This is a genomic window from Micromonospora sp. MP36 (assembly GCF_008119785.1).
Taxonomy (GTDB): domain Bacteria; phylum Actinomycetota; class Actinomycetes; order Mycobacteriales; family Micromonosporaceae; genus Micromonospora.
The window spans coordinates 1-15299 of sequence record NZ_VSFA01000062.1 but is presented as its reverse complement, the minus strand read 5'-3'; the positions used below and the strand labels follow the sequence as shown (position 1 = coordinate 15299).

General features: G+C 68.4%; 12 protein-coding genes and 1 pseudogene. 3 read left to right on the top strand and 10 right to left on the bottom strand.

From position 1 onward, the window contains the following. Positions 1-7: 7 nt before the first annotated feature. On the top strand, positions 8-1330 hold the full coding sequence (locus FXF52_RS28580; protein ID WP_148801439.1) for an aspartate aminotransferase family protein: 1323 nt from the start codon (positions 8-10) through the stop codon (positions 1328-1330). A gap of 683 nt (positions 1331-2013) precedes the next feature. Further along, positions 2014-2223: a hypothetical protein gene (locus FXF52_RS42560; RefSeq protein WP_222870727.1), complete on the top strand. Its 210-nt coding sequence runs from the start codon at positions 2014-2016 to the stop codon at positions 2221-2223. A gap of 63 nt (positions 2224-2286) precedes the next feature. On the opposite strand, the gene FXF52_RS28570 is transcribed toward FXF52_RS42560, so the two are convergent. The 6 genes and pseudogenes from FXF52_RS28570 to FXF52_RS28555 all read right to left on the bottom strand — a co-directional run bounded on the left by FXF52_RS28570 (position 2287) and on the right by FXF52_RS28555 (position 9781). After that, positions 2287-4269 (bottom strand): sialidase family protein, encoded by a 1983-nt coding sequence (locus FXF52_RS28570; RefSeq protein ID WP_187413758.1) that lies wholly within the window; start codon positions 4267-4269, stop codon positions 2287-2289. Positions 4270-4397: 128 nt separating this feature from the next. Continuing rightward, on the bottom strand, positions 4398-6410 hold the full coding sequence (locus tag FXF52_RS28565) for a hypothetical protein (RefSeq protein WP_148801437.1): 2013 nt from the start codon (positions 6408-6410) through the stop codon (positions 4398-4400). 176 nt (positions 6411-6586) lie between these two features. Next, entirely contained in the window at positions 6587-8092 is a 1506-nt protein-coding gene (locus FXF52_RS28560; RefSeq protein WP_255472431.1) for a hypothetical protein, read from the bottom strand. After that, the gene (locus FXF52_RS43335; protein ID WP_255472430.1) at positions 8089-8370 is read right to left on the bottom strand and encodes a hypothetical protein; all 282 of its coding nucleotides are present in this window, start codon (positions 8368-8370) and stop codon (positions 8089-8091) included. Before FXF52_RS43335 ends, FXF52_RS28560 begins: the two co-directional genes overlap by 4 nt. 67 nt (positions 8371-8437) lie before the next feature. Next, positions 8438-8848 (bottom strand): annotated as a pseudogene (locus FXF52_RS44185) (SDR family NAD(P)-dependent oxidoreductase); the annotation flags it as partial. Positions 8849-8935: 87 nt separating this feature from the next. Then, entirely contained in the window at positions 8936-9781 is an 846-nt protein-coding gene (locus FXF52_RS28555) for a PIG-L deacetylase family protein (RefSeq protein ID WP_187413757.1), read from the bottom strand. Positions 9782-9954: 173 nt separating this feature from the next. Here FXF52_RS28555 and FXF52_RS28550 point away from each other — a divergent pair, with 173 nt between their 5' ends. Continuing rightward, positions 9955-11058 (top strand): zinc-binding dehydrogenase, encoded by a 1104-nt coding sequence (locus FXF52_RS28550; RefSeq protein ID WP_148801434.1) that lies wholly within the window; start codon positions 9955-9957, stop codon positions 11056-11058. 156 nt (positions 11059-11214) lie between these two features. Here the strand turns inward: FXF52_RS28550 and FXF52_RS28545 are convergent, their stop codons facing one another. From FXF52_RS28545 to FXF52_RS28530, 4 genes are all read right to left on the bottom strand, one after another. Beyond that, complete coding sequence (locus FXF52_RS28545; RefSeq protein WP_148801433.1) at positions 11215-12291, bottom strand: ABC transporter ATP-binding protein; 1077 nt, start codon at positions 12289-12291, stop codon at positions 11215-11217. Next, positions 12284-13309 (bottom strand): ABC transporter ATP-binding protein, encoded by a 1026-nt coding sequence (locus tag FXF52_RS28540; protein WP_148801432.1) that lies wholly within the window; start codon positions 13307-13309, stop codon positions 12284-12286. The genes FXF52_RS28545 and FXF52_RS28540 overlap by 8 nt, the downstream gene beginning before the upstream one ends. Beyond that, positions 13309-14166, bottom strand: a complete 858-nt coding sequence (gene opp4C / locus FXF52_RS28535; RefSeq protein ID WP_148801431.1) for an oligopeptide ABC transporter permease — start codon at positions 14164-14166, stop codon at positions 13309-13311. Before opp4C ends, FXF52_RS28540 begins: the two co-directional genes overlap by 1 nt. Positions 14167-14252: 86 nt before the next feature. Continuing rightward, on the bottom strand, positions 14253-15212 hold the full coding sequence (locus tag FXF52_RS28530) for an ABC transporter permease (protein WP_148801430.1): 960 nt from the start codon (positions 15210-15212) through the stop codon (positions 14253-14255). Positions 15213-15299: the final 87 nt, after the last annotated feature.

Genomic DNA, 15299 nt, shown 5'->3' with positions numbered 1-15299 from the left:
ACTGGGCATGCAATCCACGCGAACGGGCAGCACATCAACCGGTCTCACCCTCCAGCGCGCCGCCGAGGCCGTCATTCCCGGCGGAGTCAACTCGGCGACCCGCTACATCGGTGCGCCTTACTCCTTTGTGAGCGCCGACGGGGCCTACGTTACCGACGCCGACGGCACCCGCTACCTCGACTACCACGCTGCCTTCGGGGCCATCCTCCTAGGGCACAACGCACCGGTCGTCAACGACGCGGTGCGCGCCGCGCTGACCGGCGTCGACCTGATCGGCGTTGGCGTTTTGGAGGCCGAGATCGCACTGGCCAAACTGGTCGCCGAGGTCATCCCCGGCGCCGAGCAGATGATCGCCGCGACCAGTGGCAGCGAGGCCGCCTCTCAGGCCATCCGGTTGGCCCGCAGCGTCACCGGACGTCGGCTCGTCGTCAAGTTCCAGGGAGGCTTCCACGGCTGGCACGACTCGGTCGCGCGCAACGTCATCTCCCCGCCCGACCGCGCATACGGCTTGGACCCGTTGTCCGCCGGCATTCTCGACGAGGTCCTCGCGGCCACGCTGATCGCCGAGTTCAACGACATCGACTCGGTCCGCGAGCTGTTCGCTGCCTACCCGGGGCAGATCGCGGCGGTCATCCTCGAACCGATCCCACACAACGTGGGCGCGCTCGTGCCCACCGACGAGTTCATGACCGGCCTGCGCAAACTGACCGAGGCCGACGGGGCACTGCTCATCTTCGACGAGGTCATCACCGGTTTCCGCCACGCGCTCGGCGGCTACCAGCAGGTGTGCGGGGTGCGGCCGGACCTCACCACGTTCGGCAAGGCGATGGCAAACGGCTACCCGATCGGCGGGCTCGCGGGAAGCCGCGAGCTGATGCAGCGGTTCAGCTCCGCCGGCGGCGACGTGCTGCTCGCCGGGACGTACAACGGGCACCCGATCTGCGCTGCGGCTGCCATCGCCACCATCAACTACCTGCGCGACCACCCTGGCTTCTACGAGCGCACGCACAGGCTGGGCGAGCAGATGCGCACGGGCCTGCGAGGCATCGTCGATGAGCTCGGCATCACGGCAACGGTTGCCGGTTTCGGTGGCGTCTTCGCACTGTATTTCCTCCAGCCGCCGATCCGCGGCTACCGCGATCTGATGCGAAACGACGACGATGCGTACCTCACCTTCCACCGCCGGATGACCGACGCCGGCTTCCTGATGCTGCCCATCAGCCTCAAGCGCAACCACATCTCTGGCGCGCACACCGAGGACGACATCGACCGTACGCTGACCGCGGCACGGGACGTGCTCAAGGGCATGCGCTCCGAGGGCATCTGCTGACGTCGAGTCTTGCCGGCCACAGGCGGGACGCGAGGCTGTCGCCATACTGACCTCCAACGGATACGTGCTCGACGAGTCGCCCCGGCGGCTCGGAGAGCTGATACCCGTGCCGGGTGCCGAGCGCGGCGACCGCGACCGGCTGTGGGCGCGGCTGCGCCGGGACGGGTACCTCTTCTTGCCGCGGGCCTTGGACCGCGAGGAGTCGGTCGCGTCCGGCGCTACTACTTCTCGACGCTGGCGCCGACCGGCCTGCTCCGCGCCGGCAGCGACCCGGCGCTCGGCATTGCCGGCGATGGGGACGTGTCGCGCAGCCCAGCTGCGGAGGCTGCTGTTTGAAGAGATTGTGCCTGGCCCGGTGTACGCCCGCTTCTGCCTCCAACCGGCGATCCGCGACTGGTACGCGTGGTTCCTCGGGGGCGCCCCGTTCCTGCACCGGCGTAAGATCATCAGGCCTACCCGGCCCGGCGAGAACGGGCCGGGCACGGCGACCGCCGCCCACTACGACCTGGTCTACCTACACGACGGCACCGACCGGGTACTCAGCTCGTGGATCCCGCTCGGCGACTGCCCGCCCCACCTCGGTGGGCTGGTCTATCTCGAGGCAGCCACCACCGCGTGCTTGCGGAGGAGCAGGCCGGGACCCTCCGGCGTCAGGCCGCGTCCATCACCGCCGACCGCCGGGTTTGGCGGAAAGCTACGACGCCCGGTGGCTCGTCGCCGATTACGCGGCCGGCGACATGATGGTGCACTCAGCGCACATCATTCACGCCGCGCTGGACAACATCGACCCGCAGGGGCGGATGCGACTGTCGACCGACATCCGGTACCAGCGAGCGGACCAGCCCATCGACTGGCGGTGGCAGGATCACTGGTTCGACGGCAACAACCTGTGAGGCGACCTGCCCGGCCCGACATGGCCGGTGGTTGAACCGGATGCCGTGGCCGAGCCAATCTCGCTAATTGCCGACGGCAGGTGTCGGGCGGTAGGTGTCCGGGTTGGTCGGCCAGCTCACGACGGTCCGGCTCCCAACATCGAACCCGAAGCTCAGGAACGATCCGTCCGGCAGCTCCACGCTGCTCGGATTCGCCTGGTCATCCCAGCCGGAGTTGTAGAGCGGCACTTGCGGATAGTGGCTCCACGATCCCGACGGATGCTTGATCAACGCAGCATAGGTCGGGCGCCCGGCCTGCTCGGGGTTGCCAAAGGTGAGGAGCACCGATCCGTCCCTGGTGATCATCTGGTGGTGCGAGGACGTGGGAATGCCGCTTGCTTCCAGTGCGGTCCAGGTGTGGCCCCCGTCGAAGGAACGGGTGATCACTGAACCCACGTCTGCGCCGAAAGCCCGGTCGTTCGTGCGGATCAGCATCACGAGTTCCCCGGTGGGCAGAAGAGTCACGTTCGGCTCGCCGTAAGAGAATGCACTCGTGTCCGCGACGACCATCACTTCGTTGGCGGCCTGGAAGGAGCGTCCGCCATCGGTGCTGCGCGCGATCCGGGCTCCCCAACCATAGAGCGGCTGGATGACATCGCCGTTGGGCAGCTCGACCGCCGGTGCATGTGCCCAGGCTCCGGGCTGCACGCTGTCGATCTTCGTCGAGTCCGGGAAGGTGCGCCCACCGTCGGTGGAGCGGAAGACCAAGGTTCCCAGGTTCACGCCCGCACTGCTCGTCGACCAGTCGGTGCGGAACATGGTGAGCAGGACGGTGCCGTCACGCAGCTGCGTGATCTTCGGGTCGCGATTGTCGTAAGCGTTCTGGACAACGGTGTACGGCTGAGACCAGGTCTGCCCGTTGTCGTCGGACGCGACGGCGCGGATCACTCCATTGGCCTGCGTGTGCCCGTCGGCGTAGTGGTAAACCACCAGCAGCCGGCCATCGGCGAGCCGCAGCGCGTCCGGGAACCGTGGCTCGGCCGCGCTGGCCGGCTCCTGTGCCACCACGGTAGTCGGAATTCGCGAATATGACTGGGTGCGCATCTGCGTGCTGCGCCGCACTCCGGTGCGGCGATCGGTGAGCGTCACCGAGACCGGTTGGAGTCCGATGTGCGGCTCGGTGAGCAGAGCCGACACGGTGAACGCTCCGGCGCTGCCCTGTACCAGGCCGTTGACCCACCGGTCGCCCACGTGGACCTTGGCCCCGAAGTCCGGTGCGCTCGCGCCCTCATCGGCGAAGGTCGCGACCTTCTGGAAGTCGGTGCCCAGGCCCTGGGTGATCGACGTGAGAACGCCGGTCGGTGTCACACCTGGCGTCAGCGTGGGATCGTCGGTCGGAATATCGAGGGTCGCCAGGTTGTCCAGGAATACGTCGCTTCCCGTAGGGGAGGCACCGCTCGATGCGAGCTCGATGTCGGTGATGTCCGAGGCCCTGGATGCCGACACCGTCGTCCTGAAGACGAAGTCGCCGACCGAGAGGACGGCCTCGTTCGGTGTGGCATCGATGCGCATGTGCGTGACATGGTCGCGCTGGGTGAGATCGGGAATGATGGCAAGGCGCTGCCAGGACGTTCCGGAGTAGGTACTGACCTGGGCGTTGGGGGTGCGTCCGTATACCGGGGCGATCATGAAGCGCCAGGCGCCCAGGTCCGTTCGTGCCCCGGTGCCGTGCACAGCGATGAACACGGGCTGAACGACCTGGTGCAGCGAGACGTCGAACTCGAAGTGCTTTGCCGCGGCCGGGTTGCTGGGAAAGATCACTCGGCTCTGGGTGGTGGTCGAGGTGTCCGTCATGTGGACGGCGCGGTTGTGGAAGCTACCGAAGGGCGCCTCCGCTACCAGGACGCTGCCCCTGACAGTGGTGCCATCCGGTGGCGCATTGAGTGCCTCGGCGTCGAAGTCGCGGACCTCGCTCCGGCCGACCCGGGCGAGTGCGGATGCGTTGGCTGGGACAGCCAACGCAGAACCAGCGACCAGGGCCGCTACAACGGTCAGGGCCAACTTCACGCACTGTGGCATAGGAGTCTCCCACCGTCGCTACTTTTACGCCATTCAATGTAGAACGTTTCATGTCAAGCGGGTCCGATGAATGGAACTGTCATCCGAGCCGCCCGACCGCACCATGCGGTTAACAGTCAGTCGACGAACTCGACGTCCAGCCACTCGACCGGGGCGCCTTCGAGCCGCTCCGACAGCGGCAGGCGCAGCCACCCGCCGTCGACCGCGCACCGCTGACGCACCACAGCGCCGCCCAGGCGGTGCACGGTGACCGCCGCCGCGCGGGCGGGACCGTCGTGCCGGATCGTCACCTGGCCGTCGCCGAACGGCACGACGCCCAGCCGCCGGCTGGACCCGATGCCATCGTCGGTGCGCGACGCCACCACCACCTGCACGTCGGTGTGAACCACGTCGGCATAGGAGGCCGGGCCACGACCGCCGTCGAGGTGGTGTGTGCGCAGCGCGACCAGCATCGGGACGTTGTTCTCACACCGCAGCCAGGACGACGAACGAGCGCCGCTGGAGCCGCCGAGCCAGGTGGGCCGCAGCGGGGTCACCGAGAAGGTATTGCCGGCGCGGGAGATCGCGGCCAGCCCGTTGTGCCGAGCGATGTCACCAGGGTCCGGGTCGCTGTCGCGCTGGTCCCCCACGAAGCTGCCCAGGGACCCGAGCGATCCGGAGGCAATCGAGTCGAACCAGATCTCGCCCATCGCGACCCAGTCATAGCCACCGGAGCCGTAGCTCGGCACACCGATCTCGCCCAGCAGGCTGCTGAAGAAGAGCCGCCTGTTGACCTCCAGGTGGTATTCCCCGGCACATCTCCACAGGTCGTCCGTACTGTGCAGGTCGAAGTGGTCGACGAACAGGGGGGACAGTGAATAGTACATGACCACGATGTCGGGGTGCTCCGCGCGCATCGTGCCAACGATGACGTCGAGGCTCAGCCGCAGCAGCCGTTCGCCCGCCCAGGACGGGTCGGCGGGCGCTCCACGCGACAGCGAGGGCAATTCGTACCCGAAATCGAACTTCACGAGGTCCGGCCGGTAGCGGCGGATGAACCGTCGGACGCGTTCGGCGAGCACCGCCCGCACCTGCGGCCGCGAGACGTCGAACAGATAGTAGGGCCGGGCCGCCTGGCCCAGGACGATTGGCCGTCCGTCCGGCCCGTGGAGCATGTGGCTGGTGTCCAGGCCCAACGATTCCGGTTGCTCGCAACGCAGGAACGCCGCCCACAGGCCAAGAGCGAGCCCGTCCGCGCGCAGCCTGGCGAGGAACTCGTCGAATCGTGGGAAGCGCTGCTCGCAGTGCTCCAGATGGCCGTACTCGCGCTCCCACTTGTCGTCGATGACGAAGCACGCCGAGCGCATCCCGGAATTGCGCAGCCTGTCGTAGATCGCCTCCAGCGCCGGTTGATCGAAGCGGTCGGAGTGCTGCTCCATTACCAGTTGTGCACCCCAGGTGTTGTACTGCGGCAGGGCGGCAACGGAGTTCTTCGCCGCCGAGTTCCGCTTCGGCGCGATCCGGCCGGCCTCGACCAGGCCCCGGTAGTAGCCGCGGATGGCCTGCCGATAGTCGGCGCCGACCGACCAGTGCCAGGTCGGGCCGAGCAGATGCGGCCCCGCTCCACGGGCCTGTCCCCACAGGTCGCTGCGCACGTCGACGACGGGCCCGACCAGCCCCCGGGAGAGGCACAAGCGCACGTCCGCCGCGGGCAAATCGGCCAGGCCACAGCAGAAGGCGTCGGAGCGGTGCTCGGTGAGCCCGCCTCGGGCGTTCGGGTGGCCCTGGATGCTCAGGCCGGCGAAGTAGTGCGAGGGCAACGCCCACTGTTGGGCGATGCGGTCGCGGTCGGCGGTCGCACCGTGCCCCAGCCAGCAATCCACGTCGATGCGGCTGTCGGTGGGCAGTACCGGTCCGAGTGCGGAGCTGCCGCTGAGTCCCGGCTGGATCAGGTAGTCGAAGCGCAGCGCCGGACGTGGCCGGCCGTCCTCGACCGTGGCGAAGTAGTGCACGGCGAGCACGTCCTCGCCGTCGCACCCGGCGTAGCCGACCGGCTCCAGCCACAGCCCCGCGTCGTCGAATCGCCATACGACGGTGGTGCCGGCCTGCGGGTACTCGATGGTCAGCCGGTTGCCGTCCAACGTTGGCACGCGGGCCGAGCCTGGCACGCGTGGCCCGTCGCTGGTAACGACGACCGGTTGCGCCGGGCCGGACACGATCCGCCGACCACGTCCGTCATGCAAGTGGAACCGGTCGTCCTCGACGGACCATTCCCACGCGTACGTGCCGGCCTCGGCGCGCACGATGGATCTGTCGTGAAGCACCTTCACGTGGCCGCTCCTGTCGTCGCCTTTTGGTCGATCATCCGCAGCAGGCCGATGACCGCCTCCGCGTTGCACCCGGGCCAGTCCAGCGTGAGGAGTGGCCGGCCGAACCGCTCATCGAATCCCCACGTCGAGAACGCCCCGCCCGGCTGCTGGGTGCGAACGATCGCGTTGGCGGTCGCGACGGCCTTGTCCAGGTAGCCACCCTCGCCGGTCGCCTCATGCAACGCCGTCAGTGTCACCAGCCACCTGCCGGCGTGCGCCTCGATCGGCTTGTAGCAGACGTACTGCTCAAGGACGGCCGGGGTCGGGCACCGCACGTCGACCACCGGGTCGCGCGGCTGCCAGACCACGAACTGGTCCTCGATGTAGCGGTTCAGCTCCTTCGTCACCGCTAGCAGGTCCGGTCGGCGACGCAGCAGATAGGTGATCGTGTCGTTGGTGTCCCAGTGCTGGAGGTTCTCGTACGGCAACCGCTCCGATACATCCTCGTACATGCCCTGCCACAGGCCGTCGCGTACCGGCCCGGCCAGGATCCACTCGACCGCCCGCTCACGGGCCGCGGTGAGCGACGCGTCCAGCTCGATCTCTTCGAGGAGCTCGAACAGCCGCACCGGGGCGATCGCGTTGGACGTGTACTCCTCCACGACCTCGCCGGTGCGCGGCTGCACCCGGTAGGGCCAGGACCCGTCGGGGCGCTGCAGGTCCCGTAGCCTGCGTGCGAGGTGCCAGGCGTAGTCCAGATACCGCGGCTCGCCGGTGGCACGGTTCAGTTCCATCATCGCCTCGCCCACCCGTGCGGCCCGGACCAGGGTGATGGCGGTGCCCTCGACGACGCCACCGACCTGACCGTGCTCGAGGGTCGAGTACGGAAAGAGGGCGCAGGTCCAGTCTGCCGGGTGCCGGTGCGTCAACAGCCACTCCCCGTATCGATCGGCTTGGTGGCGGGCCTCGGCGGCCAGCCGATCGTCGGGGAAGGCGTCTGCGAACCGCAGGAAGCCCATGATGTACGACGGAGCGTGCAGTGCCGGGAACGAGACGTGCGACCGCTGGCCGGTGATGCTGTCTTCGAAGGATGACCAGGCGCACCTTGGCAGCCCGCGCTCGTAGGGCCTGACCTCGTCGCGCGCTGGCGCCAGCAGGTACGCCATGTTGCGGCGCACCGCATCCGCCCAGTCCAGTGGGGCCTGCGCTACGCCGTCGAAGCCCGGCGCCTTGGCGAACCGCCGGTGCCCGGCCAGGCAGGTCTCGGTTCCGTCCGGTCCGAGCCCGAGCACCATGACGTCCAGCGGACCGTATGGCAGCTGCTCCCACATCTGCGTCAGGTCGACCCGGGGCTGATCGGTCGGCTCGCGGCGTACGACGCCGGCTCCGTTGGCGATCAGCACCTCGTACCTCGCGGCCCCGGTCCGCTTGCCGTCCCAGGTCAGCGTCGGCGGGTAGACGAACCTGGTGGCGTATGCGGTGGGCCCGGTGAAGGCGATCGCCCGTGCAACGTGCTGACTCATTGATCCTCCTGCAGCGAAAGCGCACGAGCCACGGCGTGGTCGGTGAGGCGTTCGAGGGTGCCGGCCGCGAGCGTGGTCTGGCAGACCTGGTACGCGTCGTGCTCGTAGAGGTGCTCCGGCGGCAGGTAGACCCAGCCGGGGCCGTTGACAAGGTTCAGCGTGAAGACGGCCGCGCGGGGCAGGCGCCGGCGCAGCTGGGTCTGAAACGCCGAGAAGGCCTCGCCGGGATGGCCGACGATGACCACATCGCCGAGCCGCCAGGTCCACAGGCGATGCACGGCCGCCTGCTCCGCGAGGAAGTCCGCATGCAGCCGCTGCGCCCGCTGTAGCCGCTCGGCCCCGTATGCCTCCGGCGATCATGTGCTCGGCCATTCGCTGCGTCAGCAGGAACGGCGCATCCAGGTTGACCGACATGGTGTGCCGCCAGGATTTGGCGGTGATGTCGTTGAACCGCTCGATGTACGCAACGCCGGCGTTGTTCACGAGTACGTCGACGCGGCCGATCTCGGCCCACATGGCGTCGACGAACTCGGGAAGGTCGGCCAGGCGCGAGAGATCCTGGGGTCGGACCCAGACCTGACGGCCGTGGCCGCGAATCTCCTCCGTCACGTCCTGCAGGGCCGGCACGTCGATGTCGACAGCGACGATGTCCGCGCCGACGGCCGCGAGCCCGGCGGCAAGCACCCGGCCGATACCGCGAGCCGCACCGGTCACCACAGCCACCCGACCGGTGAGGTCGAAAGACTCGCTAGCCATGTGCCTCACCAGTCCGCGACGGCACCCGCAGCAACTGGTGGATCAGGAAACTGGGGCCGGCCGCCTCCGCCCCGTCAGCAATGGTTCTCATTCCGGCACCGGAAACCGTGCTCGCAGGTTGATCGTGGAGTAGGTCAGGTGCCGGGTCAGCACGTCCGCCTGCAGCGCCGCCTCCGTCAGGGGCAGATGGTCGTGAGTCTCGTTGTAGACCCGGTAGAACGCCTCGGCGAAGTTGACCCCGGCGACTCGACCGTGCTCCCCGTTCGCGGACTCGATCAGTTTGCGCGCGAACAGCCCGTGGTAGCCCTGGCTGACGAACTGGTCCATCGCCTCGACCTTCCGCCCGACGACGTCGGTGATGTCGACGTACACGTCATTCCGCAGGCCATGCAGGCTCAGCCCCTCGCCGATCGCCACCGGCAGCGTGGTGAGGAAGATCTGCTTGACGTAGAACTGGTCGCTGCCGTCGAGGTTGCGCAGGTGCTGGGAAGCCCGACCGAGCCCGGCGAGGGCCATCATCGTGGCCACGGTGTGCGGGTTGTGCCACGCGGGGTTCATCGGGTAGTCGCAGATGACGACATCGGGGCGTTCCCCGGCGACCTCGGCGGCGATCCGGTCCACGGTCGCTTCGCTGACGGTGGCGAAGTGGTCGTCGAGATCGAGGGTGATGAGCCTTGAGATGCCGATTACCTCGGCGGCGCGCTGGAGTTCTGCCTTCTTGTTCGCGACGATCTCGTCAAGTCCGGCACCGGTGACAATCGCGTCCGGGTTCTCTTTGCGGAACTCCTCGGCGTACTTGTTCGCGTGGATCCGACCGCCGTGCGTCAGGATCAGCGCGATGACCTCGTCGCCGCGGTCGGCGTGGCGGGCGAGGGTGCCGCCGCAGTTGGTGATCGTGTCGGCTGGATGGGCGTAGATGCTCATCACCTTCATGGCCCGATCCAATGCAGAAGGGCATTCCATGTCAAGGCTCGGCGATCGCGGTGGTCCGATTTCCGGGCTAGCAGCCATCCGTCGCTGGAGGTGCCACCCGCTGACGATGGCGTCCAGGAAGAACTGGATGTCCACCGCTCGACTCCCGTCCGGACATCGTGGAATATGATTCTATGAAGATTCGCGGCGCGATGTTGCGGCAGATCGGCCCGGCGAAGCCGTACGAGCAGTCCGGTCCGTTGACCGTGGAGGAGTTGGAGCTGGCTCCCCCGGGGCCGGGCGAGGTGCTACTGGAGATCGAAGCTGCGGGGCTTTGCCACTCCGACCTCTCGGTGGTCGACGGCGTGCGGCCGCGACCCGTGCCGATGCTCCTCGGCCACGAAGCCGCGGGACGCGTCGTGGGCCTCGGCGACGGGGTCGATGACATCTCCATCGGGCAGCGGGTGGTGCTGTCGTACCTGCCCGCGTGCAATGACTGCGTGGGTTGTTCCTCCGGTGGCCGCCGGCCGTGCGTCCCGGGCAGTGCGGCCAACGCCGCCGGGGAACTGCTGCGCGGTGGACGGCGGCTCAGCTCCGGCGGGGATCCGGTGAACCACCACCTCGGGGTCTCTGCGTTTGCGACCCACGCCGTGGTGGACGTGCGGTCCGTGGTCCCGGTGCCGGAGGACGTACCGGCCGAAGTGGCTGCCCTGATGGGCTGCGCGGTACTCACCGGGGGCGGTGCCGTCGTCAATGCTGGCTTGGTCAACCCTGGGGAGGCCGTGGCGGTGGTGGGGCTGGGTGGTGTGGGGCTGGCCGCCGTACTCGTGGCGAAGGCGGTCGGGGCACGCGAGATCGTCGCCGTCGACCCCCAACCGGACAAACGTCGGATCGCCGAAGACCTGGGTGCGACGCGCGGCCTCCATCCCGACGAGACCGAGGGGCTGCAGGTCGACTGCGCTATCGAGGCTGCAGGAGCCGCCGCCGCGGTCAATGTCGCAATCGCGGCGACCGCACCCGGTGGCCGGGCCGTCCTGGTGGGCCTGACCGCCCCCGGCGTCAATGTCCCGGTATCACCGCTCGACCTCGTCGCCGGCGGCCGCAGCGTCGTCGGCAGCTACATGGGTTCCTCGGTACCGGCGCGCGACGTTCCTCGGTTCCTGACGCTGTGGCGGCAGGGCCGACTGCCGGTCGAACGGCTTATCAGCGGCCGGATCGGCCTCAACGACCTCAACCAGGCGCTCGACGATCTCGCCGCCGCCCGGGTCCTGCGGCAGTGCGTGCTGCCACAGGCCTGACACCCACCGGACTCTTCTTCAGAGTCCCTGGAGCCGGTCCCTGACAAAGCGGGACCGGCTCTCGGTCGTCAGGCGCCAAGAATGTAGCGCGCCGCCGGGGCCAGTCGGTCGTGGACCGCTCTGCGGCCGACCGCATGCGTCATGGCGATCCGCCGGTCAGGCGGCGTCGCCAGACGGATGCAGCTTCATCCGCCCCACGGCTCGCTCCGACTCCGGTGCGAAGCGCTCACCCGCCAGCACGTCGGCCCGCTCGGGGAAGTGGCACGCGTACACGTGTCCGTCGCCCTGGTCGCCGGCCAGCGGTGGCTCCACCTCCGCGCAGACGTCCTGGGCCTTCCAACAGCGGGTACGGAAACGGCAGCCGCTCGGGGGGTTGGAAGCGCTCGGCACGTCACCGGCCAGCACCAGTCGCTCTCGCTTTCCGCGCTGGTCCGGATCTGGAATCGGGATGGCTGACAGCAGCGCCTGCGTGTATGGGTGGGCGGGCCTGGCGTAGAGGTCCCGGGTCGCCGCCAACTCCACGATCTTGCCGAGGTACATCACCGCCACGCGGTCGCAGACGTGCCGTACCACCGACAGGTCGTGCGACACGAACAGATACGCCAACCCGAGCTCGCGCTGCAGCGCCTCGAGCTGGTTGACCACCTGCGCTCTGATCGACACATCGAGAGCTGACACGGGCTCATCGAGCAGCAGTACGGCCGGCCCCAGCGCGAGCGCCCGGGCGATGCCAATGCGCTGCCGCTGCCCGCCGGAAAACTCGTGGGCGTACCGGTTCGCGTGTTCAGGCCGGAGGCCGACCATCTCGATCAGCTCCCGCACCCGGTCGCGTCCACCTTCGCGGTAGCGGCCCTGAATGCGCAGCGGCTCGGCCACCAGGTCGTGCACCGTCTTGCGCGGATTGAGCGACGCGTACGGGTCCTGGAACACGATCTGCATCTCGCGACGCAGGTCGCGCAGGCGGGCAGGACCGCACGAGGTGACGTCCTCACCCCGCAGCAGCACCTGGCCGGACGTCGGCTCCACCAGCCGTAGGATGAGCCGCGTCGTCGTCGACTTGCCGCAGCCCGACTCGCCGACGAGGCCGAGAGTCTCGCCTGCGTACAGCGCGAACGACACGCCGTCGACGGCCCGTACCGCGGCGTGCTGGCGCCGCAGCAGTCCCCGCCGGATCGGGAAGTGTTTGGTCAGCTCTACGACGCGCAGGATCTCGCCGCCGGGGGTGTCAGACATGCAAAGCCCCCTTGTCCTTCGCCAACTCGTCGTGGAAATGGCAGGCGCTGGCCCGCCCGTCCCCCAGATCGACCAGTGCGGGCCGTTCCGTAAGGCACACCTCCCGGCCGCGACTGAGCGCGCATCGCGGCACGAACGGGCATCCGGATGGCTGGGCGAGCAGGTTCGGCGGGGCGCCGGGAATGGGATCGAGCTGCTGCACGTCCGCGTCCAGCCGCGGGATGCTGTGCAGCAGGCCGACGGTGTAGGGGTGCCGTGGCTCGCGGAACAGCCGGCGGACGTCCGCGTGCTCAACGATCCCGCCGGCGTACATCACGAGAACGCGCTCGGCCATCTCCGCCACCACGCCGAGGTCGTGCGTGATCAGGATCGTGGCCGCGCCGGTCTCCCGCTGTGCCGCCTGCAGCAGCGACAGCACCTGCGCCTGGATGGTCACGTCGAGGGCGGTCGTCGGCTCGTCGGCGATCAGCAGGGACGGATCGTTGGCAATCGCCATCGCAATCATCACTCTCTGCCGCATGCCACCGGAGAACTCGTGCGGATACTGGCGAGCCCGTACCTCCGGTTGGGAGACCCCGACCAGCCGGAGCAGGTCCACGGCACGTGCGTGAGCCACGGCCGCGCGGCAGCGGTTGTGCAGCAGGATGGTCTCGGCGATCTGGCGGCCGACGCGATGCAGCGGATTCAGCGCGGTCATCGGATCCTGGAAGATCATCGCGATGTCGTTGCCGCGTACCGCCCGCAGTTCGCGCCCGGACATCGCCATCAGGTCCCGGCTCCGGAAGATCGCGCGCCCGGACAACACCCGCGCGGGTGGCTGCGGCAAGAGACCCAGCAACGACATCGCGGTAACGCTCTTACCCGAGCCGGACTCGCCGACGATCGCCAGGATTTCGCCGGCCGCCACGTCGAAACTGACCCCGTTGACCGCATGGACCACGCCGTCCTCGGTGGCGAACTCGACGGTGAGGTCCGCAACTGACAGCAGCGACTCGCCGCGCCTCCCGTTGCCGGTCATCAGCGGGCCTCTCTCGGGTCGAATGCGTCGCGCAGTCCATCGCCGACGAAGTTCACGCTGAGCACGGTCAGGGCGACCGCGACGCCTGGGGGCACCCACAACCACGGCATCTGGCTGATCACGCTGAGCCGCTGCGCGTCGTTGAGCATGTTGCCCCAGCTCGCCTGCGGGGGTTGGATGCCGAGCCCGAGGAACGACAGCGCCGCTTCGAGCAGGATGGCCTGCGCCACCTCGAGCGTTGCGACCACGACCACCGCACCGAGTACGGCCGGCAGTACGTGATGTCTCATCAGCCAGCCGGTACGAGCGCCGAACGCCCGGGACGCCTGGAAGAACTCCAGTTCCCGTATTGACAGCGTGATCCCGCGGACTATCCGGCCGGACGTCGGCCACGCGAAGACCCCGAACAACACCACCATCGAGACCGCGCTCGGGCCGAGGATGCCCGCGATCACGATCAGCACGATCAGCACGGGCAGCGACAGGAAAATGTCGGCCATCCGCATGATCACGCTGTCAACCCAGCCGCCCAGCACGCCGGCCAGCGCGCCGAGCAAGGTGCCGATGAGGCACGCGACGACAGCCGCCGAGAAGCCGACCGCGAGCGAGACCCGTCCGGCGTGCAGCAACCGGGAGAACACGTCGCGGCCAGAGTCATCGGTGCCCAGCCAGTGCTCGGCACTGGGCGGCTGACGCACCCCGGACAGGTTGATCCGGTTCGGGTCGTGACCAGACAACACCCCGGCGAACACCGCCGCCAGCACGGCCAGCACGAGGACGACCAGCCCAACCAGCGCAATCCGGTGGCGCGCGAAACGGCGCAGTGCCGTCCGCGCGGGTGACCGCAGCGCCAGCATGGTCTCCGCCTGCTGCTGCTCGGCGAGGGCCGGCGGGTTCGGCCGTTCCGCCGGTGGTTCCGCAGGCGGCAAGATCTCCCTGGCGGTCATCGCAGCCTCACCCTCGGGTCGACGACGGTGTACAGCAGATCGGCGATCAAGTTCGACAGCAACGTCAGGATCGCCACCATCATCGCGAACGCGATGATGATCGGATAGTCCCGCTTGCCGACGGCGTTCACCGTCAACTGTCCCATCCCGGGCCAGGCGAACACGGTCTCGATCACGACCGCACCCGCCAGCAGATACGGCAGGTTCAGGGCAACCACGGTGATCAGCGGGATCAATGCGTTGCGCAGCACGTGGCGGGTCAGCACACGGGACCGTCCCGCACCCTTGGCTTCCGCGGTACGCACGTAGTCGGTACGCAACTCACCGATGACGCTGCTGCGGACGTAGCGGGTCAATGCCCCGGAGCTGGCGAAGGCGAGGATCGTCATCGGCATGATCAGGTGCAGCAGGGAATCGCCGATGCTGGGATTTCCCGGGTTGGACATGCCGGCGGACGGAAGCACCCGGAGCTTGAGCGCGAACACGTAGATGCACAGGATCGCCACGAAGAACGATGGCGTACAGATGGCGCCGAGGGTGACGGCACTGGCGGCGTAGTCCACGGGTTTCCCTTTGCGTACCGCGGAGAGCAGGCCCAGCGGGATCGAGATCAGCAACGCGAGCAGCAGGCTGAGTGACATCAGGTAGACGGTCGGACCGATCCGCTCGCCGATCAGCTCGGCAACCGGCCGGCCGGTGCTGATGGAGTAACCAAGGTCGCCCTGGAAAGCATCACGCAGCCAGATGCCGTACTGGATCGGCAGCGGCTTGTCCAGGCCCAGCTCCGCGCGTTTCGCGTCGAGGAGGGCTTCGGTGCCAGGCCCGCGCGCCTCAGGCGGGAGCATCAGATCGACCGGATCGCCCGGGGCCATGCGGAGCAACGTGAAGATCCCGATCGAAATCACGAACAGCACGAGGATACTGACCGACATCCGCCGGATCATGTACCTGGCCATGCCACCTCCTGAGGTCTGCGCCGTCAGCAACTGGTCGGCGTGCCTGAACGAGCAGGCGGTGGGGGGGGGCTTCGGGGCCCGGGCCCC